The 21,163-nt window shown below is 48.7% G+C and carries 19 protein-coding genes; 5 read left to right on the forward strand and 14 right to left on the reverse strand.

Features of this window, described 5'->3' with window-relative positions; translation table 11 throughout:
• Positions 1 to 158: 158 nt before the first annotated feature.
• The 4 genes from EKM87_RS02560 to EKM87_RS02575 form a co-directional block, all read right to left on the reverse strand.
• Complete coding sequence (locus EKM87_RS02560) at positions 159 to 1,574, reverse strand: NAD-dependent succinate-semialdehyde dehydrogenase (protein ID WP_125681529.1); 1,416 nt, start codon at positions 1,572 to 1,574, stop codon at positions 159 to 161.
• A gap of 223 nt (positions 1,575 to 1,797) precedes the next feature.
• Entirely contained in the window at positions 1,798 to 2,364 is a 567-nt protein-coding gene (locus tag EKM87_RS02565; RefSeq protein WP_125681531.1) for a TetR/AcrR family transcriptional regulator, read from the reverse strand.
• Between the two features lie 296 nt (positions 2,365 to 2,660).
• Entirely contained in the window at positions 2,661 to 3,185 is a 525-nt protein-coding gene (locus tag EKM87_RS02570; RefSeq protein ID WP_125681533.1) for a methylated-DNA--[protein]-cysteine S-methyltransferase, read from the reverse strand.
• 326 nt (positions 3,186 to 3,511) lie between these two features.
• Positions 3,512 to 4,723, reverse strand: a complete 1,212-nt coding sequence (locus EKM87_RS02575; RefSeq protein WP_125681535.1) for an NAD(P)/FAD-dependent oxidoreductase — start codon at positions 4,721 to 4,723, stop codon at positions 3,512 to 3,514.
• A gap of 778 nt (positions 4,724 to 5,501) precedes the next feature.
• Between EKM87_RS02575 and EKM87_RS02580 the strand changes: the two genes are divergently transcribed.
• The gene (locus EKM87_RS02580; protein ID WP_125681538.1) at positions 5,502 to 6,143 is read left to right on the forward strand and encodes an SDR family oxidoreductase; all 642 of its coding nucleotides are present in this window, start codon (positions 5,502 to 5,504) and stop codon (positions 6,141 to 6,143) included.
• Positions 6,144 to 6,683: 540 nt separating this feature from the next.
• On the opposite strand, the gene EKM87_RS02585 is transcribed toward EKM87_RS02580, so the two are convergent.
• Positions 6,684 to 6,983 (reverse strand): hypothetical protein, encoded by a 300-nt coding sequence (locus EKM87_RS02585; protein ID WP_125681540.1) that lies wholly within the window; start codon positions 6,981 to 6,983, stop codon positions 6,684 to 6,686.
• 175 nt (positions 6,984 to 7,158) lie between these two features.
• On the opposite strand from EKM87_RS02585, the gene EKM87_RS02590 reads away from it, so the two are divergent.
• The 3 genes from EKM87_RS02590 to EKM87_RS02600 all read left to right on the forward strand — a co-directional run bounded on the left by EKM87_RS02590 (position 7,159) and on the right by EKM87_RS02600 (position 9,554).
• Entirely contained in the window at positions 7,159 to 7,860 is a 702-nt protein-coding gene (locus EKM87_RS02590; protein WP_125681542.1) for a response regulator transcription factor, read from the forward strand.
• A complete protein-coding gene (locus tag EKM87_RS02595) occupies positions 7,850 to 9,214 on the forward strand; it encodes a sensor histidine kinase (RefSeq protein ID WP_125681544.1) in 1,365 nt (454 codons plus the stop codon). The genes EKM87_RS02590 and EKM87_RS02595 overlap by 11 nt, the downstream gene beginning before the upstream one ends.
• Positions 9,215 to 9,305: 91 nt before the next feature.
• The gene (locus EKM87_RS02600) at positions 9,306 to 9,554 is read left to right on the forward strand and encodes a hypothetical protein (RefSeq protein WP_125681546.1); all 249 of its coding nucleotides are present in this window, start codon (positions 9,306 to 9,308) and stop codon (positions 9,552 to 9,554) included.
• A gap of 160 nt (positions 9,555 to 9,714) precedes the next feature.
• On the opposite strand, the gene EKM87_RS02605 is transcribed toward EKM87_RS02600, so the two are convergent.
• The 4 genes from EKM87_RS02605 to EKM87_RS02620 all read right to left on the reverse strand — a co-directional run bounded on the left by EKM87_RS02605 (position 9,715) and on the right by EKM87_RS02620 (position 14,038).
• Complete coding sequence (locus tag EKM87_RS02605; RefSeq protein ID WP_125681548.1) at positions 9,715 to 10,131, reverse strand: hypothetical protein; 417 nt, start codon at positions 10,129 to 10,131, stop codon at positions 9,715 to 9,717.
• Between the two features lie 134 nt (positions 10,132 to 10,265).
• Positions 10,266 to 11,669: an MFS transporter gene (locus EKM87_RS02610; protein ID WP_125681550.1), complete on the reverse strand. Its 1,404-nt coding sequence runs from the start codon at positions 11,667 to 11,669 to the stop codon at positions 10,266 to 10,268.
• An 8-nt stretch (positions 11,670 to 11,677) separates the two neighbouring features.
• Positions 11,678 to 12,118: a MarR family winged helix-turn-helix transcriptional regulator gene (locus EKM87_RS02615; RefSeq protein ID WP_125681552.1), complete on the reverse strand. Its 441-nt coding sequence runs from the start codon at positions 12,116 to 12,118 to the stop codon at positions 11,678 to 11,680.
• A gap of 159 nt (positions 12,119 to 12,277) precedes the next feature.
• Positions 12,278 to 14,038: a thiamine pyrophosphate-binding protein gene (locus tag EKM87_RS02620; protein ID WP_125681554.1), complete on the reverse strand. Its 1,761-nt coding sequence runs from the start codon at positions 14,036 to 14,038 to the stop codon at positions 12,278 to 12,280.
• A gap of 132 nt (positions 14,039 to 14,170) precedes the next feature.
• On the opposite strand from EKM87_RS02620, the gene EKM87_RS02625 reads away from it, so the two are divergent.
• Entirely contained in the window at positions 14,171 to 14,380 is a 210-nt protein-coding gene (locus tag EKM87_RS02625) for a hypothetical protein (RefSeq protein WP_164506417.1), read from the forward strand.
• Here the strand turns inward: EKM87_RS02625 and EKM87_RS02630 are convergent.
• From EKM87_RS02630 to EKM87_RS02650, 5 genes are all read right to left on the reverse strand, one after another.
• Positions 14,368 to 15,285, reverse strand: coding sequence for a magnesium transporter CorA family protein (locus EKM87_RS02630; protein WP_125681558.1), 918 nt, complete (start codon positions 15,283 to 15,285; stop codon positions 14,368 to 14,370). The two genes, EKM87_RS02625 and EKM87_RS02630, sit on opposite strands and share 13 nt — an antisense overlap.
• Positions 15,286 to 15,399: 114 nt before the next feature.
• A complete protein-coding gene (gene pnuC, locus EKM87_RS02635; protein ID WP_125681560.1) occupies positions 15,400 to 16,152 on the reverse strand; it encodes a nicotinamide riboside transporter PnuC in 753 nt (250 codons plus the stop codon).
• Between the two features lie 329 nt (positions 16,153 to 16,481).
• The gene (locus tag EKM87_RS02640; protein ID WP_225428381.1) at positions 16,482 to 16,964 is read right to left on the reverse strand and encodes a MarR family winged helix-turn-helix transcriptional regulator; all 483 of its coding nucleotides are present in this window, start codon (positions 16,962 to 16,964) and stop codon (positions 16,482 to 16,484) included.
• A gap of 194 nt (positions 16,965 to 17,158) precedes the next feature.
• The gene (locus EKM87_RS02645; RefSeq protein ID WP_125681564.1) at positions 17,159 to 18,796 is read right to left on the reverse strand and encodes a glycoside hydrolase family 13 protein; all 1,638 of its coding nucleotides are present in this window, start codon (positions 18,794 to 18,796) and stop codon (positions 17,159 to 17,161) included.
• 395 nt (positions 18,797 to 19,191) lie between these two features.
• The gene (locus EKM87_RS02650) at positions 19,192 to 20,586 is read right to left on the reverse strand and encodes an FAD-binding oxidoreductase (protein ID WP_125681566.1); all 1,395 of its coding nucleotides are present in this window, start codon (positions 20,584 to 20,586) and stop codon (positions 19,192 to 19,194) included.
• Positions 20,587 to 21,163 lie beyond the last annotated feature (577 nt).

Consider the following 21,163-nt stretch of genomic DNA (forward strand, 5'->3'; position numbering starts at 1 on the left):
ATCACACTATGAGGGGTTGGAAAAATAATTATGCTCAATTACCTCGACAAATCATGAATAACCAGTCTAACTATTCTAAAAACGCCAGACCGTGGTCTTAACCGGTCTGGCGTTTGTTAAATTGAATTTATTTTTAATTTCGGTAGCTGACAATCTAGTTAAAACTTGTGTGGCAAAATCAACCCACCAGTTTCATCATCGTTAGGATGTTCCCGCTTAACCACGAGTTCTTGGTTCACAAAGCTTGAAATCCCAGTTTGACCCAATTCACGACCAAACCCGGACTTCTTAACCCCACCAAATTCGAGTTCTGGCAATGAACTGAAGAACGTATTTACGAAAACCATTCCAGTCTCAATCCGTGACGCCAGTGCGGCACCAGATTCGGCGCTCCCAGCAAAGACGATTCCACCCAAACCGTAGTCAGCATCATTAGCCAGTTCAACGGCTTCATCGTCGTTAGCGACTTTGTAAACCTGGGCAACGGGACCAAACATTTCTTTACCGTAAGCAGGATTATCCTTGTCAATATCCGTTAGAATCGTTGGCAAGAAGAACTGACCATCGCTCGCCACAGCATCGTGAACAAAGTAAGCAGTGGCGCCACCGGCAATCGCTTCATCAACCTGTGCTTGTAACTTTTCCTTGGCCTTCTTGGAGTTCATTGGTGCCAGGGTCGTGGTTGGATCCATTGGGTCCCCCAACTTGACGCTACCAAAGGCTGCCTTCAAAGATTCCAAGAATTCATCATAGTGATTAGCCGTAACAATGAACCGCTTGGAAGAGGTGCAGACTTGGCCTGCGTTATACAGTCGTGCTCGTGGGGCTACGGCGTTTACGTCAGCCATATTGGCATCTTCGGCGACAATAAAGGCATCGACACCGCCGAGTTCCATGGTATTCTTCTTCAAATATTTACCAGCAACTTCAGCGACGGCAACCCCGCCCCGTTCGGAACCAGTCAAGGCAACCCCTTGGACCCGCTTATCAGCAACAACCTGTGACACTTGATCGTAAGATAAGAAGAGATTGGTCAGCGAACCGTCTGGTGCTCCGGCCCGACGAACAGCATCTTCAAACGCCAGCGCTGAACCTGGTGTAATGGCAGCGTGTTTAAACACAATCGGGTCACCTACCGCAAAGTTAGGCGCGAAAATCCGCATCATTTGGTAGTAAGGAAAGTTCCACGGTTCCACGGCCATCAATACACCCAAGGGGTGATTTTCCAGCTGGGCTTCTCCGGCAATCGTTTCAATTGCGCGAGGCTTTAACATTTCTTCTGCATGGTCAGCGTAGTAATCCGCAATCATCGCACAGAGTTCAACTTCACCCTGTGCTTCCGTAAATAATTTACCCATTTCAGTGGTTAACACTTTGGCTAAGCTATCCGATTCGTCGCGGAATAACTGAGCTAACTGGTGGAGTACGGGAATGCGGGTGGCAACTGGATCGTTCCGCCATTCCTTATAGAGTTTTTGTGCCTTAGCTAAACTTGCTTCAACATATTCGGGCGTGGCGTTTTCATAAGTCTTGACGACTTCATTGGTATAGGGATTGGTCGTTTGATAAGCCATACTATAATTCCTCCTTGATAGGTCCATTCGCGTTCACAATGTAACCTCTTACAAAAGTAACTATACCCCCGTCAACCGCTTAATACCAGCAACTCGTTTGTGATATAATAATCAAAACGTTTGTGAAACAACCAACCCTTGGTTGTTTCAACCGGTTGCAATTATCAAAAATTGGTCTACAAAAAAAGTTGTTAGCCCACGCCAACAACTTTACACAAACATCTTAACTTAACTTCCAACGATCCAAAATCCCGTTCATCAGCCGGTTGGCCGTCGTGATTTGGTCGAGGACCGTTCTTGGGCTGGCGGTAAAGTTATCTTCCGCCCATTTGTTGATCAGGCCCAATGAGCCCGCGGCAATAAATTCCGCTGACGTGTCAATCACGTCTTCTTTCAAATACCGATACTCCGGCATTGCATGTAGCAAAATTGACAGTCGTGAAGCCACAAATTCATTCATTGACTGGCGCCAAACCCCATCATCGTAAGGGTAAGCATTCAGGAAAATCTTTGAATTGTCAGCGATCCGTTCCAATAGTTGGATAACAGCCGGACGCCAATTCTCCAGAGTCAAGGTCAAAGGTTGTTCGCGGCGTGGCGCTTCAACAATGAAGTGCTCGTAAACAAACGCTAACAACTCATATTTGTCCGCGAAGTAGTAGTAAAAAGTTTTGCGGTGGACATCTGCCTCATCCGCAATTTCTCGAACAGTTACCTTATCAAATGTATTGTGGTTCAACAACGAAGCCAAGGCCTCAGCAATCCGCTCCTTAGTTTCTGATGCAGCCATCGTGATACCTCCAATCATTCACACACCATATTTTATTTATATTTCGTTCAACTAGTAATCCCCCCCGGATGCTAGTAAACCTAACTAACGCCCTAAGCTGACTAAAATTATACGCGTTCTAACGAAAGAAGAAACCCTTTTCGTGAAAAAACACACGTTAAATTTTACTGGTTATGTATATTAACTGTGATAGACCCCAGCTTTTGAACACGCTTGATTATAGCATAACTAGCAACTCATTGTACGATAGATTTGTGCACAACAAGTAATAAATCGGTAAACGTTCAGCAAACACCCTAGTTCTTTGTGAAAGTCACCCGGTCCTCTGCGTCTGTCAGTTGTCCTTCCAGCCGTAGCAGGGCTACTTTACGGTCCAATCCACCGGCATAACCAGTGAGTTCACCGTTTCCTGCAACCACCCGGTGACAGGGAATCACGATGCTAATCGGGTTATGTCCCACCGCACCGCCAACCGCTTGACCACCCACCAAGTGGCCGACTCGTTCAGCTGCAAGACTTGCTAACTCCCCGTACGTACGAACTTCACCGTACGGAATTTCTTGCAGTAATGACCAAATCGTTTGGCGAAACGGCGTCCCTTGCGATTTCACTGGAAAATCAATGATTGGTTGTTCCCCAGCAAAGTAGGCATTTAACCACGCTTGTACCCGATCGAACACCGGCCGGTTGCTGACCACCGTTAGTCTCGGCATCGTACTCCCGTAGTATTTCTGATCGGTAAACCACAATCCTGTCAAAGCGAGGCCATCGGACATTGCCGTGACCGGACCTAGTGGCGTGGTTAGACGTTTCTGTAGCATCGTCTTCCCCCTTTTCTAATCATTTTACCATTAAATAGGCCAGCCGGCTAACTTTACCCACCCATTAACGGAATTTTTTTATATTTACTTTATTTATGCCGCCGCCCTACCCGGAACGAATAAAATCGGACTAATCAATCTTATAAGCTCAACTACTTTGTTGCTAGATAGGCATTACGTACCCCCTTGATAGTCTCACCCTTTTGGGATGTCACACAAAAAGGCCTGGCAAATTCATGCCAGGCCCTTAATTGTTTTCCTACCAGTTCCGTCAATGTGTAACAGAACGTGATTAATCCTCTATCGGTTAGTAGCTCACTTCTGCTTTAGTGATACAAGTCAAATCGGCCCTTAGCCAGCGTGGTACTCAGGTGAGCACTCTCCATCAATGAACGGTCCGTGATAACTTTCTTCATAGCGGAAGCAATGTACCCGTGAATCTTACGCTTGCTAGCAAAGATTTCACCAATACCATCCCGGTCACTCAGAGAGGCAACGGTCCCACTAGACTTGTAAACGAATGGACGCGTTGCATGTCCTCGTAAGGATAGACCGATGTTTTTAGCAGCCTGAGCCCCACAAGCCAACGCAATTTGCGCGGTAGTTGGGTATGGTCGACCGCTTTCAGGATCCATCACAGCCGAAACATCTCCCACGATGAAGACTTCTGGATGACCTTCCAAACTCAAGTCATCCTTCACAACGACCCGGTTCCGGCGTTGTTCGAAGCCAGAGTCGGCAATGACTTGGGAACCACTGACCCCAACGGTCCAAACAATCGTGTTCGCGGCAACTTCGTGTTCCGTGTCGTCTTCACTGTCCTTGTCCTTGTAAACCACGGCGCCTGGTTTGATTTCAGTAATAGCTGCACCGAGCTTCATTTCAATGTTGTTCTTAGCCATGAAGTTCAGGGCGTAATCAGCCAATGACTTGTCAAACATTGGCAGAATCGTCTTCCCCATTTCTAAACACACGACCTTGATAGCTGGTGTGTTGTAGCGGGTCTGTAGCTTTGGTAAGGATTGGCTCAGTTCACCTAATAATTCGATTCCAGTAAACCCGGCACCACAAACGGCAATGGTTAAGTCATTCTCGTCTTTGGTCTCCGCGTAACCCTTGATCTTATCTTCAATGTGGCGGTAGACGGCCTCTGACGTTTCCAAGTCATCCATTGGTAAGGCATTCTCAGCCGCACCCTTCAAGCCAAAGGTTTCGGACTGGAAGCCCAATGCTAAGACTAAATAGTCGTACGTAATAGGCTCGTGGTCGGCTAAGGTTACCTGCTTTTGATCAACATCAACGTTCGTAACCGCGTCCTGAATAAACTCGACCCGACTGCCAATAACGTCGTTGATTTCGTACGTAATCCGATCAGGTGCAATGGTTCCTGCGGCCACCTCATGTAAGTTGGTCTTTTCTGTATGCGTTCCAGTCTTATCGACTAAAACAATCTTATCTTGACTGGGAACCTCTTTTTGCAGGAACTTGATGGCACGCATGCCAGCATATCCGCCACCTAGAACTAAAATCGTTGCCATAATTTAACGACCCCTTTTCTAATAAAGTTCTCCCCGATCACAGTTAGTCCGATACGTTCAGTTTAGTTAAAACGGTTACATTTAACTAGCCACCACTACTCCCCCCAAACGGAACCAGTGGGTGATCTAACTGTCAGGGATGCTTTGTCTCTATTATACGGCTTATCAGGCGAAAAACCAGTTGAAAGCTATCGTAATCTACTTCACAAACAAGTGTACACAATTGAATCGTTACTCAGTCAATGATTACAATTGTTTAGATGGCCGCCTTACCGGGTGAGCTGGTAGGTGCTGGAACGCCATGGGTACGGTTTCGAGCCAAAGACCGGTCTCAAAAGCCGACCTTTCACTAATCTGAGAAGACCACTCAGCTAAGAGAAATTTCATGGCTGAGCACCTACCAGCTCACCCTCTCGGCTAATGTAGATACGCCAATGCAACAATCATATGTTTTAAAAACTTAGCAAACTAACTTGAATAACGAACCTCCATTAATAGACAAGCAGGCTCAGCCGAGAGGGCGGGAAAAATAGGCTCAGCCGTGGCACTGCCTTAGCGAAGTGTTTTTCTTCGGTTAGGCAGAACCGAGTTTCGAGACCGCTCTTTGGCTCGAAATCGTGTTCACAGCGTTCCAGCCTATTTTTCCCGCCCGGTAAGGCGCCAATCTTGCCAATCATCTATGAATTTGAGCATAATTCACAAGTCGTTATTAATGAAATTATGACTAAAAACATTTATGGTGAAGTTTGTAAGGTAACTTTCGAATGGAGGTATTTTGATGACAACATTAATTATTGGTGCGCATGGCCACGTCGGCCAGCACATTGTGGAACAACTCGCAGCGACTGGTGAAACCGTCTACGGCGGTATTCGTAAACCAGAACAAGCTGAAGCCATTACGAAACTAGGTGGCCAGGTTCGCGATGTTAATTTGATGGGCACCGTTGAAGACTTGCTGCCGGCCATGAAAGACGTTGACACGGTTATCTTCTCCGCTGGTTCCGGTGGCAGTACCGGTGATGATATGACCATCAACATTGATTTAGATGGGGCAATCAAGTCAATGATTGCTACGGAAAAGGCTGGCATCAAACGGTTCATCATCGTCAGTGCGATGGGGACCGACGACCGCTCCTTCTGGGACAAGTCAGGCATCCGTCCTTACTACGTAGCCAAGTACTACGCCGACCAGTGGTTACGTCATCGGACTGCCCTGGACTACACAATTGTCCGGCCAGGAATCTTAACCAACGACGCGCCAACCGGAAAAATCACAACCGATTCCGCTGCTAGTGAAAATAAGAAGATTAGTCGGGCAGACGTTGCGGCCACGGTGGTTGCCATCGTTCAACACCCACAACCAAAGCAGATTATCGAAATGGTTAACGGCAATGACCCAATTGCCGACGTCATTAAATAATAGCAATTAGCCTATTGAGAGGAAAGTACTGAAAATTTGGTATTTTCCTCTCTATTTTTGTATCCTACTAAGCCGCACTTAAGCATACTTCATTGTGCACAATTGATACCGCTAAAGTATGCTAAAATAGGCTAGGTAAGTGCTACATAGCACCCTAATATAAGCCTCAAGCACTACCGCCTAACCAAGGACTACGACCTGTTGCCAATCATTCTATTTAACTTGTCATCGTAGCCGCCGAATGCCAGGGTGGGACGGCTGTGTCGACGGTGTTGGCCAGCGTTTTTTAGCTGGCCTACAGCGTGGGACGAGCTTAGAGACTCTCGTGAACTTCGGGAGGCTCTAAGTCGAGGTGCAAGACCACTTCTCAGGCTTGCACCGTTCCCCACAGCAGGCCCGCCCTGGCAGTCGGCGGCGGCCGCTCGCAAACTTAAGCGCCAAACTAAAAAATCAGCAACGGTCCCGCCGCTGCTGGTCAGATAGCTTCTATTCTGGTTGGTTGGTATCAAGCTGACTAGCTGGCATCGTTGGCAATGTCGCTTACTTCAGCTGGCTGTCCGTGTGGCGGTTATCCAGGTTCAACGCACTGGCATCGACCACCGTCTGCACTTGACTGGAAATGGCTTTGGTTGTCACCCGCTTCAAGCGAATTTTGGTTGGCTGAATCTCAGCGTTGGGCCGGGAACCAATCTCAACGGTCGTGTCCACGTCTAACCGTGGCGTGGCTACCGTTGCTGTTGAGGTGGTTGCCGCTGAGGCCCCCGCCGAAGTTGCCAATAAAGTCGTTACCGTCATTGCCCCGAGCATTACTTTAATCATCATTGATTTAATCTTAGTCATGTTCACCACTCCTTGGTTTGATTGTCTGATTGCTTTCGATGTATTAGTTATACCATCCGGAGTGGGGCAAATCTTGAACCTACTTTAAGCTTAAAATATGAATTTCTTATTTTCGAAAACCTTTTTTATGATACGATGCCACTAAAGCCCTTCAAATAAAGGAGTCAGACCACTTATGAAGAATACGATTTTACTCGTTGAGGATGAAGAAGGCCTCGCCAGCTACGTTGCTAAAGAACTTACTTTTGAGGACTTTGACGTGCTGACTGCCGCCGATGGTGAGACTGCCTGGGAAACCTACCAGCAGGAAAAAGATAAATTGCTCTTAGTTCTTCTCGACTGGATGCTCCCTAAGATGGACGGTATGGAGGTCCTCCGCCGAATTCGCAAGCACGACGACCTCCCCGTCATCATGATGACGGCCCGCGACTACCTCGGCGATAAAGTTACGGGACTGGACAATGGGGCCGACGATTACATTACGAAACCATTTGAAATTGAAGAACTGCTCGCTCGGATTCGGGTGATTCAACGCCGGACTGCCCATCAGAGTGGCCTAGATCAGACCTATCACCTTGGCGACCTCACCCTAGTCACTAAGACCCGCCAGGTCGACCGCGCTGGTGAAACCATTCAATTGACCCAACGGGAATACGACCTACTGCTCTTCTTAATGCAACACCCGGGCCAAGTTTTCACCCGCGACGAACTCCTCGACAACGTCTGGGGAGTCGACTTCTTGGGTCAACAGAACGTGGTCGACGTCTACATTGGTTACCTCAGAAATAAAATCGACGTGGCGGACGCTCCTAATTTATTCCATACCATTCGGGGCGTTGGCTACAGTCTAAAGGAAGATGATCGTGATGCGCACTAACTCTCAGCCACGAACGTACGAAGATATTATCCGTCACTCCGTCACCAGCCTCCTGATGACCATTGGCCTGATTATCGTGCTTACGGTCAGTGTCACCCTAACCGTTGACCAACTTCTCCGTGCCCAAGATCAAGCACAACAACTAAGTACCAGTTTACAAACGACTCAGGTCAGCAATTTCAAAGACTGGCTCATGGTCAACAAAGGCAGTGGGCTGAACTCACATAACACCTTTGTTCTTGTTAAAAATGCGAAGGGGGAGACCACTTCCCTGTTACCCCACGCCGCTTCGTTGGCTAAGGCCAATACTTGGTCAGTGCCGTTTACCCACCTGGTGTATATCAAGGGCTGGGGGCTCTATTTTTCAGAAACGTTAAAGACTAGCTCGCAAACCTACTTCCTCTTCATTGGCATGCACGTGCTAGTGGGTAACCTTCACGTTTTAATCGCTGTGCTGATTATCGCCATTGGCTTGAGCCTGTTAATTGGCCTACTCTACGTCCGGCGGTTGGCCAAGCGGCTGAGTGCCCCCACTATCGCCCTCGCCAATGCTGCCCAACAAGCAGCGGCCACTCCTGAACTCACGCAGCCAGAATTACCTCAGCCACAGGAACCGGTCGAAGTGGCCCAGTTAGCTCGCGACTTCAATCAATTATTGGCTGCTCAAAATGGGCGCTTAAAGCGGGAGCGTCAGTTTATTTCCGACGCCTCGCACGAACTCAGAACACCCATTGCCACGATTCGGGGCAATATTAAACTCATTGAGCGGCGAGGTGATAAGCATCCCGAGGTCATCCCCGAATCAGTTGGGTTTATTGACCAAGAATCGCTGCGCATGCAACATTTGATTGAAAACCTGCTACACTTGTCCCGCGCCGACAGAGCAGCGGTCACCCTACAACCACTTGATTTGGCCGAACTGACCACCAGTGTAGTCAACCACTATCAACCCTTGATCTCACAACCAATCACGTTAGCCGTTCCGGACCACCCCACACTGGCATTGGGCAATACCGACATGCTCCACCAAGTATTAACGGCCCTATTGGATAATGCCCACAAATACTCGCCCGCTGACCAACCCATTCAAGTAACCGTCACCCAGCAGCCTGGTCTGATCAGTCTGGCAGTTGGCGACAACGGTCCAGGGATTCCCGAATCTGAGCGTGCCCACGTCTTCGAACGCTTCTACCGAGTTGATGCTTCCCGCTCTACTAAAATTGAAGGAAACGGCTTAGGATTAGCCATTGTCTCCCAACTCGTCAAGCTCAATGCGGGCCACATCACCATCACGGACCACGCTCCCCACGGTGCGCTGTTTACCGTGACACTGAAGGACGCTAAGGAAAACTAAGAAATTCTCAGATAATCCTTAACGAAAATCGCTAGTTTCCTTCACGCTTTCTCGATATACTGGGTTCATAACTTGAAAGGAAGCGTGTAATATGCTGATTGATGACAACCCGAAAATTCACACGATTACTCCCGCCCGGATCACGAAGGTCTTCTACCCTTACGTCATTGCCAAAACGGAAGCCGGGCATTACGTCAACATTAACCTGAGTGATCAGGAACGTCAGGACCCCCTGTTCTGGGAGTCCATCGCCAACATTGCCAAAGCTAAACTTTGGGTCCCCATTGGTGAACGGTTCCATCAGCTCCTCTCATATGACTGGACTTATGCAGCCGAGTAATCTTACAACTAAATACAATCTGGAAAGCGCTGATCAAGCGTTTTTCACAAAAAACTTGGAGTCCGGGACTAATCGTCTTGGACTTCTTTTTGTCATGCAACAAGGGCCTGAGACAAAAGTCTCAAGCCCTTGTTGTGCGCCAAACGTTTAAAGTTCACCTTCACCGTAACGAATTCCGCAGAATCTCAGCCTTTTTCCGTAGTTGTGCACGGGTCTGGGTCAGCTGAATCTTCGTCGGTTTAGCGAGATACCCATCCAACGTTCCACCCAGACTCGCCAGGCTAAACGCTAACAGGCCCCACTCGTGGGCCGACCAGCCACTCCCCAGCAATAACGCCAGCATCGCGATCAGGCCGAATAAGCCGAGGTCGATCAACGCTGAAGGTCCCTGTCGACCGAAGCGATTGAAGTAAGGGTACTGCCACGTCCAGAAGCTGTCGATAATCAGGAAGGCCAACACCACCCCGGCCGTTAAGCGTAGCGCGTGATGTTGTGCGACCACTGACGTACTCAATAAAATTACTAAAACCATTAAATACCAGAATGAATGAAACGCATACCGCCAGTCAAATTTCATGTCGTTCGCCTCACTTTCATCAGTCCATTTGACCTTTTGTAAGTGAAGTTTAGCACGCGTCAAATCAATAAAAAATAGCGTTACCCTCCTAAGTTAGGACAGTAACGCTACCAACTTGACACCAGTCTCAGTAATTACTGGACGGTGGTCGCTTTATTCAAATTCAATCCAATAATCATGCATCCCAGTGCCCCAGCACTCGCCACCAGTAAGACCAACAAGGCCCACTGTGAACCAGCCGCCGTCTTGACCAGCGTACTGCCCACAGTGCCTGCCTGACTAGCGCCAATGATGGCCGACACGATAGCCGTCCCCATTGCGCCAGCAAACTGCTGCATGGCATTCAGTAACGCGTTACCGTCGGCCTTTAAGCTACTGTCTAAATGCTTCAAGCCAGCGGTCATGATGTTCCCAAATGCCAGACCTATGCCGACCATGTAGCCCACGTAGAGGCCCAGAATCGCTAAGACGGACAGCCCACGAGCAAAGCCCATCATTACCGCCAACATGATAGCGACCAGCGTCAACCCCAACAGAATTGGTCGTTTGGCGCCGAACCGGTCCAGGATTTGTCCACCAATTGGTGAAAAAGCGGCCCCAATAACGGCCCCCGGTAAGACAACCAGGCCTGCGGTAAAGGCTGATTGTTGATCAACCAACTGGAGGTAATTTGGTAAGACGAATGATAGCCCCAGCGCCGTGATCTGCACCAAGAAGAAGGCTGCCAAATGCCAGGCAAACGCCGGATTAGCGACCGCTGCCAACTGAATCAACGGGTGCGAACTCCGCTTAGAGCGATTAACAAAGTAGAGTAGACCAAGTACCCCCAGTAGGAGCGCACCGCCCACCGACCAGCTGAAAAACGGTTGGCTACTCAGTGAGCTAAAGCCAAAGATGAGGCCACCAAAGGTCACGACGACCCCGATCATACTCAAGAAATCAAACCGCTCATGCGTAGTCGGCGCCACCTGTTTAATAGTCTTAATGCCCACAAAGAATGAAATCACTAAAAATGGCAGGAGGATCCAAAAAATATACCGCCAATTTAAATGCGTGACTAGTAGACCACCATACGTGGGGCCAATAGCCGGCCCAATCGCAGTAATCAGGGTCCCAATCCCCGTCATCATGCCAATTCGATTAAGTGGTACCTGTTCCAGGATGATGTTAAACATCAGGGGCAAGGCGATCCCGGTCCCAAATCCTTGAATGGCTCGGCCGGCCAACAGCCATGGAAAACTAGTTGCGCAAGCGTCCACGACCAGCCCCGTGATAAAGAGTAGGTTGGCAACGATAAACAGCTGCTTTAGCTTAAAACGCCGCTTGAGGTACGACGAAATTGGGACGATGCACGCCACAATCAGGAGATACAGGGTCGTCATCCACTGCACGGTCCCAGTCGTCACATTAAACTGCTTCATTAAGGTGGGGAAAGTAATATTCATCGCTGTCTCAACGATGACCCCACTCAGGGACATCAGGCCAGTTGCCAGCACGGCACCTACGACCCGTGGTTCAATTCTGTCTGTCTTCGCCATTTTAAAAACTATTCCTCCTCTGATGCTGAATGATGCCACTGTGAAATTTGAATCAATGCGCGTTGAAAAGCCGCTGCCTCACTGGCTGATAACCCTGCGACCATCTTGGCATCGTGTTTCACCAGGTGCGCGGTGACGATGGGAACCAGCTCCTGCCCCTTCGCGGTCAGTTGTAACTGCCGCTTGCGGCTATCCGTATCTGCCACGATCCGCGTCACCAGGTCCCGTTCGACCATGCGTCTCACTAGCAGTGACGCCGTCGACCGCTGAACATGAAATTCCCGTTCAACGTCTACCTGATAGGTCACCGCCCCTCCTCGTCGACCGAGGTAGTCAATGACGGACATTTGCATCCCCGTGAGCCCGTAGTCCCGCGCGAAGTCATTCATTTCTTGATTCATTTGGTGCTCGGCATCTCGCAGCCAAGCCCCTAGTCTTCGATTCGTCAAAATTTTTGCCTCCCGTTTTGTTAGTCAGCTAACAATTTTAACTCGGTCCTCACCGGATTACAAGTGCAAACTGGCGGCAACCAAAAAATCTCGGACTAGCCACCGGCCAATTCGAGATTTCTTTGATTGATAACGATTATTTTAATGACAAGTTACAGTTTATAAATTGTCACCCTTAGCCCGTAACAATGCACCTAAGGATGGTTGCTTGGCAACGTCGATGTTATTCGCTTCAGCGTAAGCCTTCACCGTATCCTCACCGTACAATTCAGGATCCAGTGGCATAAAGGCCGTTCCAATTGGGTCGTCATCCTTGATCACGGCGTTGACCACGATTGGCTTCTGATTGCCTTGCGCCTGCAGGTCTTTAATCTGGTCAAAGACCTGTTCCACTTCAGCGTTATTGGTGACCGTGAAGCCAATGCCACCCAGTCCTTCGGCAACCTTAGCCCAATCAGCATCAGTCAAGTCGACCCCGTACAAGTGTTGCTTCGTGTCGACCTGTTCTCTGTAAATGAATCCAAAGCGCCGGTTACTGAAGACCACGTTGATAACTGGTAACTTGTACCGGGCTTCCGTGATGATGTCTGGTGCAACCATGGCAAAGCCACCGTCACCAGATAGTGACCACGCCTGTGCGTCAGGAACACTCAACGCGCCAGCCAACCCAGCTGGCAGTCCGTAACCCATCGTGGCAAATAAGCCAGATAACGCAAACCGTTGTTGCTTATTCATTGGTAATCCACGGACAGCCCACTCGGAGACGTTCCCAGTGTCAACACCGTACGTATCCTTAGGTCCCACCATTGACGCAATCTTTTGGGTAACTGCTTCAGGAGCCAGGCCCTTACTGTCGTCAGCAGCTTGTTCTGCCAACCAGGCATTCCAGTTCTGTTTATTTTGCCGGTTAGCCGTCAACCAATCAGTTGCTGGCAGCGTCTCACCCGTAACGATCATGGCCTGCAAATAGCTCTTCGCATCACTGAGAACGGCGTAATCAACGGGTACCATTTTCCCAATATCAAACGAGTTATTGTTAACTTGAATGATCTTGATGTTCTTTGGCCAGAACTGGGCAAATGGAAATTCGGAACCCAGGAAGAGGATCAAGTCAGCATGCTGTAAAGCTTCAAAACCAGACTTAGACCCCAAACGGCCAAACGTTCCAATGGCGTTAGGATGATCAGTGGGAATCACACCCGTCGCTGGTACCGTGTTTAAGACTGGCACGTTGAATTGTTCGCTGAACTTGACCAGTTCTTCTCTAGCCCCCAGCAAACCACGACCCGCGTAAACCAACGGGTGCTTAGCCTGCTTTAACAACTTAAGCGTTGCCTGAACGGCGACTGGATCGATAACTTGGGTGTACGTGTTGGAAACAACGTTAGGTGTCTTGACTGGTTCATAGTCAATTTCCTTAGCGGATAAATCTTCAGGGATGATGACGACAGCTGGCCCCTTTTGCCGGTATGCTTCCCGAATGGCTTGGTTGACCATGTACGGCAGTTGTTCCGCCGTCGTGGCCGTCCGGTTGTAAACCGCAACGTCACCAAACATAGGTGTTTCATCCATTTCTTGGAAGTAGTTGGTGTTCATCGTTGGCTGAGGAACTTGACCAACTAAGGCCAACATTGGGACGTGATCCATCTTGGCATCGTAGAGACCGTTGAACAAGTGCGTTGCACCAGGACCTGCTGACCCAAAGGCTACCCCAATTTTACCAGTGAACTTCGCATCAGCGGCAGCGGCCAGAGCGCCCACTTCTTCATGACGCACCTGAATATAGTCGACCTTATCCTTTTCAAGGTACAACCCTTCAACCGTATGGTTAATTGAGCCACCAGGAATCCCGTAAATGTGGTCAACGTCCCATGCTTCTAAAACCTTTACTAATGCTTGTCCCGCAATCATTTTTGTCATGTTAATCGCGCTCCTTAGGTCAGGTGTCCTGGCAGTGAACCGTTCGTCGAGCACCCCAAAATTATTGATTGGTGTCATCATAGTCCCCTTCAACTGAGAATGCCAGTAATTATGCTTACTTTTTGTTAGTGAATGTTTTCACGGATGAAAGCGGTTAACTCCATTCGGGTAGCGGTCACTGCGGGAGCCATCTATGACCTGAAACCTTACCCAAGCACCCCTAACCATAATGCGTGTTCAGAACGCAATCAGGGTCAAGGACAAAAGTCCTTGACCCTGATTGCGGTCCAAACCTATATAGCTGAAACGTACGACATCAATCCACGTATCTACCAAAAATGACGATGACGGAGCATCATGGCTACGAGACCCATGACCCCCAGCATCAACAGTACCGTGAAGACCCAGGAAATGGCATCGTTCGCAAACGGCAATTTGACGTTCATCCCGTAAAAACCGGTGACAATCGTTGGAATCGTCAGGACCAGTGACCAAATCGTTAAGAACTTCATCGTGTCGTTCAGGTTATTGTTCAAGACGTTGTTAAACGTATTCGATATCCGGTCGACAACGTCCGCCTCAATCGCCGTCATTTCAGACGTTTGCCGTGCTTCAATCACGGCGTCCGCCAAATGTTCATTGTTCTTGTCGGATAGCTGTTTTCCAAACGGCGTGCTATTTAAGTTCACGACCATCATGGCGTTATTTCGGGTTGCACTCACGAAATACGCCAGACTCTGTTGTAAATTCGACAGGGCAATTAAGTCCTTGTTGTCTGGCGCCTTGTTCAGTTGCCGATCCAGCCGATTCTGTTCGGCGTTGATTTTACGAATCGGCGGAATAAATTGGTCAAATAGGATAAACATCCCAATCAACATAAATTCATTGGTATCCGAAATCTGCGGTAATTTTAGCCGCTCGGTCAACGTCTGGTTGACCCACTGCGTCCGCTTGGTGGTAATCGAGAAGACCTGATTACCCTTCAATAGAAATGTTACCGGCCGTGTGATATATCGCTGTGACACCTGATCGATCACAACAGGCACGTGCAGTACGAATAATTGCGTGTTCAAATACTCATCACGGTCATAGTGGGACCGTTCGTTTTCATCGGTTACGTAGGTCAAAATCTCATCGGTCAATCCATAAGTCGTCTGCAAAGCGGTTCGGTCCTCTTCGCCTTCAACCATGGCCATGACCCACACCAGGTCCTGTTCCCCCGTCCCAATCTTTCTCTCGACAATCATTGGGGAATCCCTCTTCTCTTATTAAACAATTGCTTTAAGTGTACCACGAGCGACAGGGAAATTCTCTAAGATTATCCGAACGGAGTAAGCAGCTTGACCAACCACCGCAACTGACTAATTGTTCGACTCTAAGCTGGCCGCATACGCCGTTTCCTGCTTGATGACCCGTTGGCGTTCCTTCTCGTTATACCAGGGAGAAATCGTAAACGCCAGCACGTCATTGGCCAGGTAAACGGAACTGTTGATGAACATAGCCAACGTTGCCGACCCCTGCCGGAAGGAAATGAACCACAGCACCATTTGTGCTAAACCGGAGGCAATCCACCAAACGTATTGGTTGTTAAAACGCAGGAAGCAGATGATACCAGCCGCTAAACTAATGGCAAAACTGATAGCATCGACCCATGGTCGCGGATCATCCGTGAAAGCGCCAATGGCCCAACCTGAAAGCAGGTAGACTGCCACCGTCGAAACGATAGCGATTAGCCAACTCCGACCAGTAAACTTCCGAATTTTAGCCGCCATATTGACGTTCCAACTAGCGCTAATCAACACGGGGATATCCAAGGTCGCCACGTAGGCAATCTGCTCAAAGATACTCAAGTAGTTCTTGGCAGCGAAGCCCGTAACGATGAAACATAACGCTGAGACGATTCCCAGAAAACCGTTAACGGACTTAGCGGCGTTAATGGCTAAGACGCAGAGTACCCCCAGTGTGGTCCCTACAAACGTAAGTAGCGTCAGTGGCGTAATGGGCGAACTAACTAAGGTCATCACCTGACACCCTAAGCTAAAGAAGAACAGGTAGTAATTCTGTTGTGACCACCCTTTGAGTTGGTGAGCTAGAAATTGAAAATAGTGTGTCATGCTGATGATCTCCCTCGTATTTTTAATTTGCCATATCTGGTAGTTTTCTCGCCGGCTAGGTGCGATTTCAGCACAATATATTGTGGTGCCCGTTTTGAGCAACAGATTTGATTATAGCACTTTCATTTTATCCTGCGGGGCCCATTTTGTAATTTGTTTCATGCAATTCGCCCCGGATTTAAGCGATTACATCCCCGCAGATTCGGCTGTGAAACAGCATTTTCGCCAAGATAGCCATCCTCACACATCGCCTTGGTTGGGGTGAAAATGGTCAAAACAAAAAGGATTAGTCGCGTACGACTAATCCTTTCAACGAAATTATTTAAGTATTATTCTTCAGCCTCTGCTGGATCTTCCTTGCTAGTAACGGCCGCTAACATTTGCGTCAACTGCCCCACCGTCAAGGCGCTCCCATTGCTGTCCAACTGAACACCACTCATCGTTTTAGCGGCTTCCCGCAGCGCATCTAAACAGGTGATTTCCAGTTGTTCACCACTGGGCGTCAATGACAACGGGCGAACCCGCCGGTCAGAGCTCTGATAACTTTGCACGACATAGCCTCGCCGAATCAACTGGGAAATTCCCCGTGATACCGCGGCTCTTGAGATACCCCGACTATCCGCCACAGTAGCGGACGTAAGCTTGCCTGGGTTCTCTAAAATATGGTGCAAAATTGCGTACTGGTCCACCGAGATCCCCATGGTCCGTTGGAAGCGCGTAGCTGCCTTTTCTAATTCTCTTTTCAACTCCATGAAAGACTCAAAGAAGCTTTCTTCATGTACGACCTTACTCTTTACCATAGTATTCATCATATCCTTATCTTCACTTACTAACCCTGAATATAATTAACATGATTAGCAATACGCAAAATGGTTGACCCCATAGAAATATCTATATAATTAATAATAAAGAACAACCTTACAAAAATCAAGCACTATTCACCGATTTGTAAAAAAGTTTACGGTATAAAAAAGGAACCGAAGATTTGTTCTCGGCCCCATACGTTTCATTCTAACTTTCGTAGGTGGTAGAGTCGGGCTTCCCACGGCTGAATTTGCGGCTCATCGGAGTCCGCATCCACAGCCATATTGGTCAAAATCAACTCACTGGTGTTCAGGTCAAACTCCTGTGTCGTCGCAATTTGATTGCTCATGTTGACGACTACCAACCAGTTATCGCCATTCAGAGTCCGCCGATAAACGTACAGCTGATCGTCCTGGGTATCAATCAGCTCGTAGCGTCCCGTTGTCAGGGTCGGAACGGACTTCTTCAGTCGAATCAACTGTTGGTAGAAGTTTAAAACACCATGTGGGTCGTGCCGTTCCTGTTCCACGTTTAAGCCACCCGATCCCGATCCCATATCAATCCAAGGGGTGTGGTCGGAGAAGCCACCATACTGCGCGTGCGTCCAAGACAAGGGGGTCCGTGCATTGTCCCGGCTCTTCATGGCTAAGTTATGAAGAACCGTTGACGTCGACACCCCGGCAGCCGTCTGTTGCTGGTAGAACAGGCGACTGTCCAAATCCCGGTACTGACTCGCTTGGGTGAACGCAGCGTTGGCCATCCCTAGTTCCTGTCCCTGATAAATGAAGGGAGTCCCCTTCATCAGGAAGTACCAGAGCGCCAAGGCTTTTGCGGAACGCCACTGATAGTCAGTGGCATTCCCGTAGTATGAAACAGCACGAGGTAAATCATGATTTTCAATGAACAAGGCGTTCCAACCGATACCCTCTAGGCCAAGCTGCCACTTTGAAAGTGTCTCGCGTAACGCGGCAACTGGGAGTTTGGGTTCAGCCTTTTCCCAGAAATGCACATGATCAAATTCCAAAAGTAAGTCGAAGTATCCCGTCTGTGGGTTCAACCAGCGTTGGGCGGTCGCCATATCTATCCCGCCGGCTTCCCCAATGACAAAGGCGTTATTCCGTTGCAGCACGGGCTTTAAAGCAGAAAGGAAGGCGTCCGTTCCGGCAACATCTCCTGTGTAACCGGTCCGTGGACGACCAACGTTGGCAAAGTCTTGCCGCTTCTTCAGATGCATGACACCATCCAGCCGAAAGCCGTCAACACCACGGTCCGCCCACCATTGAATGGTAGCGCCCATTTCTTGACGAACGGCCGGATTTTCCCAGTTCAAGTCAGGTTGCCCTTCAGCAAACGTGTGGAGGTATGCCGCCTGTGCTTCGGCGCTGTAAGTCCACGCGGAACCGCCAAAGACGGATTCCCAATTGTTAGGCGCAACACCTGGCCGGGTATCTCGCCAAATGTAGTAATCGTGGTAGGGACTGGTCGTGTCGGTCAAAGCTGCTTGGAACCAGGGATGTTGGCTGGACGTGTGATTCAGCGCCAGATCGATAACCACTTTGATACCAGCGGCGTGAAGGGCGTCAACCAAACGAGTAAAGTCGTTAATGGTCCCAAATTGGGGGGCAACGGCCCGGTAATCCGTCACGTCGTAGCCGTTATCCACGTCACCAGATGGGTAAAATGAGGACAACCAGACGAAATCAACGCCCAGTTCCACTAGGTAGTCGATTTTTGCTTGGATGCCTGCAAGGTCGCCCACCCCATCGTGGTTACTATCCAAAAAACTTTGCGGGTAAATCTGGTACCCTACCGCGTGTTGCCACCATTGTGCGTCAGCCATTCCCGTCTTCCTTTCATTGCTCGTTCTGCAACCGGTTGTCCCTCTTCATATTCGGGGATTGCATTCGCTTACAATTGTAACAATAATTATCTTATTTGTCGGCTGATTTAGCAAATTTATTGCTCACAACTAATTGAGAAGTTAAATATTACGACCATTATTAATTGCGGTGAGGGCTGATAACGTGGCTACGATTGACCAAAATCACCTGACACTAAATTATTGCCAGCTCGATACATTTTGACTGAAGACTCAAAATAGGCTAGTAGAAACTAAATCTACTAGCCTACCAATTAATTCTCATAAAAGTATCGCTAATATTTACAAAATGTTCAACGGAGAAAGCCACAGCAGATTGTCAGTATTGGTTTTCGGAACGAACTCATTTCGCAAGGTTAGTCAATTTTACGCTTAGGGTTCAAGAGGTTCATTGGATCGAACAACGTTTTGACCTGATGCTGTAATACGTCGACAGTTTCACCAAGTTCAGGATTGTTCCACTGGTTCTTCAACATTCCCACGGCGTGTTCACCGGAAATAGTTCCGCCCAGTTCCAACGTCTTCCAGAAGGTTTGCCGTAAGGCCTCGATAACCACTTCAGGAACCTCGTCTTCATCCTCAGACCAAGTGAAGGTGGGGTGCACGTTTCCATCACCAGCGTGGCCGGCCGTGTAGATCTTAATCCCCAACTTTTTGCCCAATTCCTGGAGATAATCCATCATCGGCGCCAACTTAGACAGTGGCATGGCCATGTCTTCCATCAGGTGATTATTGCCGGAGAAGACGGCTGGTAGCATATCCTGCCGGAGCTTTTCCAGCGCAGCTTGTTCGTCGGGGTCGGTCGTCACCTGAACGTGTTGCCCATTGTACTTAGCCAACAAATCGTTCAAAACGCCAACGCTTTCGTCACTACTGCCATCTAACCGGAAAATCAACATGGATCCGCTATTTTCAGCGTAATGCGTGCCTTCGAAACGGTCCAGAGCAATAACCGTATTCCCATCCAGAGCCTCCAGCATTGTTGGATAAACCCCTGACATCCGAATGGCCGAAACACCTTTAGCCAAGGCACTCATGTCATCGAAGAAGGCCACCCCCATGACAGACTTACCCAGTGGAATCGGCATTAGCTTAACTGTGACTTCGAAAACAATCCCTAAGGTCCCTTCAGAACCCACAAAGAGTTGTGTCAGGTCATACCCGAAAGCCTGTTTCAACGTCCGGCCACCAAGTTTCACGACGCGACCATCAGCTAAGACGGCCTTCAAGCCTAAAACGTTGTCCTTGGTTGCACCAAACCGGACAGTACTCATCCCACCAGCATTGGTTGAAACGTTGCCACCGATGGATGAAAATGGCTTGGAGCCTGGATCTGGCGCGTAGAATAAGCCCTCTTTACGAGCGGCCTTATCCAAATCACCATTAACGACCCCGGGTTGAACGACAGCCACGGAATCTTCCTTGCTGAGTTCCAGAATCTGGTCCATCTTACGTGTCGACAGAATAATAGCACCATCGATTCCGTCTGAACCAATCACCGTGCTGCTAAACGCGGTTTGTGGAATGACCGCGATGTGAAATTTTCGAGCAGCCCGTAAGACGCCTTGAATGTCTTCAACACTGGCAACTTCTACAAATGCCCGTGCCAGTCCAGTCTCTCCGCCCGAGGCATTGGGGTTGAAAGATTGCTTCTTCAACATTGCTTCATCGGTGTGAACCGTTCCGTCCTTGACCTGGTCTTGCAGGTAACTCAAAATATCTTCGTCAGAGTATGCACTAAATACTGTCATGGTACCGGCCTTCTTTTCTCAAAATTAAGTTTGCACGATCAGTGTAACACGTAATTTTTAAAAGTACAGGTTAAATACTTTCAACCCGTAGACTTGAACTAACAGAGCGACTATTTTATCCAGCTCTGGCTACACTGATTTGATCTCATTGCTCATAATAAATAACATTGAAAGATACACCATCTAGGCTTCACTAACATCGATAGGACCCAACTGCTGACACAGTCACGCCAGTTCTATAGCCACCGACCAACGACGCCACTGGCTGGCAGGGATGGGGCCGGCCGTGTCGAGGAGTAAGACCGCCTTTTGGCTTGCTCCGGTCCCCACAGCAGGCGCCGTTCCTGCCAGCCAGAGGCGGCCCATTACATAAAAAAGGACAACAAAAAAGGGCCCAAGCGCTGTCTTGGGTCCTTTCGTGAAAACTAATCGCTTATCAAATGATGTAGTTTTTTAAAGACGTATCAAATAAGCATTATTGATGCTCATGAGGTTATCATACGCTTCAATTTATCAAAGTTCAATAATTTTTATCTTAACGAATGTATAACTATTTTGTGAAAATTCACACGAAATC

Source organism: Levilactobacillus yonginensis (assembly GCF_003946265.1).
In the GTDB taxonomy this organism is placed as follows: Bacteria; Bacillota; Bacilli; order Lactobacillales; family Lactobacillaceae; genus Levilactobacillus; species Levilactobacillus yonginensis.

Excerpts from the sequence above, each read along its gene's own strand:
- EKM87_RS02625 (WP_164506417.1), top strand. The coding sequence starts at position 14,171 with ATGTTTTCACGGATGAAAGCGGTTAACTCCATTCGGGTAGCGGTCACT.
- EKM87_RS02640 (WP_225428381.1), bottom strand. The coding sequence starts at position 16,964 with ATGATGAATACTATGGTAAAGAGTAAGGTCGTACATGAAGAAAGCTTC.
- EKM87_RS02605 (WP_125681548.1), bottom strand. The coding sequence starts at position 10,131 with ATGAAATTTGACTGGCGGTATGCGTTTCATTCATTCTGGTATTTAATG.
- EKM87_RS02645 (WP_125681564.1), bottom strand. The coding sequence starts at position 18,796 with ATGGCTGACGCACAATGGTGGCAACACGCGGTAGGGTACCAGATTTAC.
- EKM87_RS02565 (WP_125681531.1), bottom strand. The coding sequence starts at position 2,364 with ATGGCTGCATCAGAAACTAAGGAGCGGATTGCTGAGGCCTTGGCTTCG.
- EKM87_RS02620 (WP_125681554.1), bottom strand. The coding sequence starts at position 14,038 with ATGACAAAAATGATTGCGGGACAAGCATTAGTAAAGGTTTTAGAAGCA.
- EKM87_RS02630 (WP_125681558.1), bottom strand. The coding sequence starts at position 15,285 with ATGATTGTCGAGAGAAAGATTGGGACGGGGGAACAGGACCTGGTGTGG.
- pnuC (WP_125681560.1), bottom strand. The coding sequence starts at position 16,152 with ATGACACACTATTTTCAATTTCTAGCTCACCAACTCAAAGGGTGGTCA.
- EKM87_RS02585 (WP_125681540.1), bottom strand. The coding sequence starts at position 6,983 with ATGACTAAGATTAAATCAATGATGATTAAAGTAATGCTCGGGGCAATG.
- EKM87_RS02595 (WP_125681544.1), top strand. The coding sequence starts at position 7,850 with ATGCGCACTAACTCTCAGCCACGAACGTACGAAGATATTATCCGTCAC.
- EKM87_RS02610 (WP_125681550.1), bottom strand. The coding sequence starts at position 11,669 with ATGGCGAAGACAGACAGAATTGAACCACGGGTCGTAGGTGCCGTGCTG.
- EKM87_RS02560 (WP_125681529.1), bottom strand. The coding sequence starts at position 1,574 with ATGGCTTATCAAACGACCAATCCCTATACCAATGAAGTCGTCAAGACT.
- EKM87_RS02650 (WP_125681566.1), bottom strand. The coding sequence starts at position 20,586 with ATGACAGTATTTAGTGCATACTCTGACGAAGATATTTTGAGTTACCTG.
- EKM87_RS02580 (WP_125681538.1), top strand. The coding sequence starts at position 5,502 with ATGACAACATTAATTATTGGTGCGCATGGCCACGTCGGCCAGCACATT.
- EKM87_RS02570 (WP_125681533.1), bottom strand. The coding sequence starts at position 3,185 with ATGCTACAGAAACGTCTAACCACGCCACTAGGTCCGGTCACGGCAATG.
- EKM87_RS02575 (WP_125681535.1), bottom strand. The coding sequence starts at position 4,723 with ATGGCAACGATTTTAGTTCTAGGTGGCGGATATGCTGGCATGCGTGCC.
- EKM87_RS02590 (WP_125681542.1), top strand. The coding sequence starts at position 7,159 with ATGAAGAATACGATTTTACTCGTTGAGGATGAAGAAGGCCTCGCCAGC.
- EKM87_RS02600 (WP_125681546.1), top strand. The coding sequence starts at position 9,306 with ATGCTGATTGATGACAACCCGAAAATTCACACGATTACTCCCGCCCGG.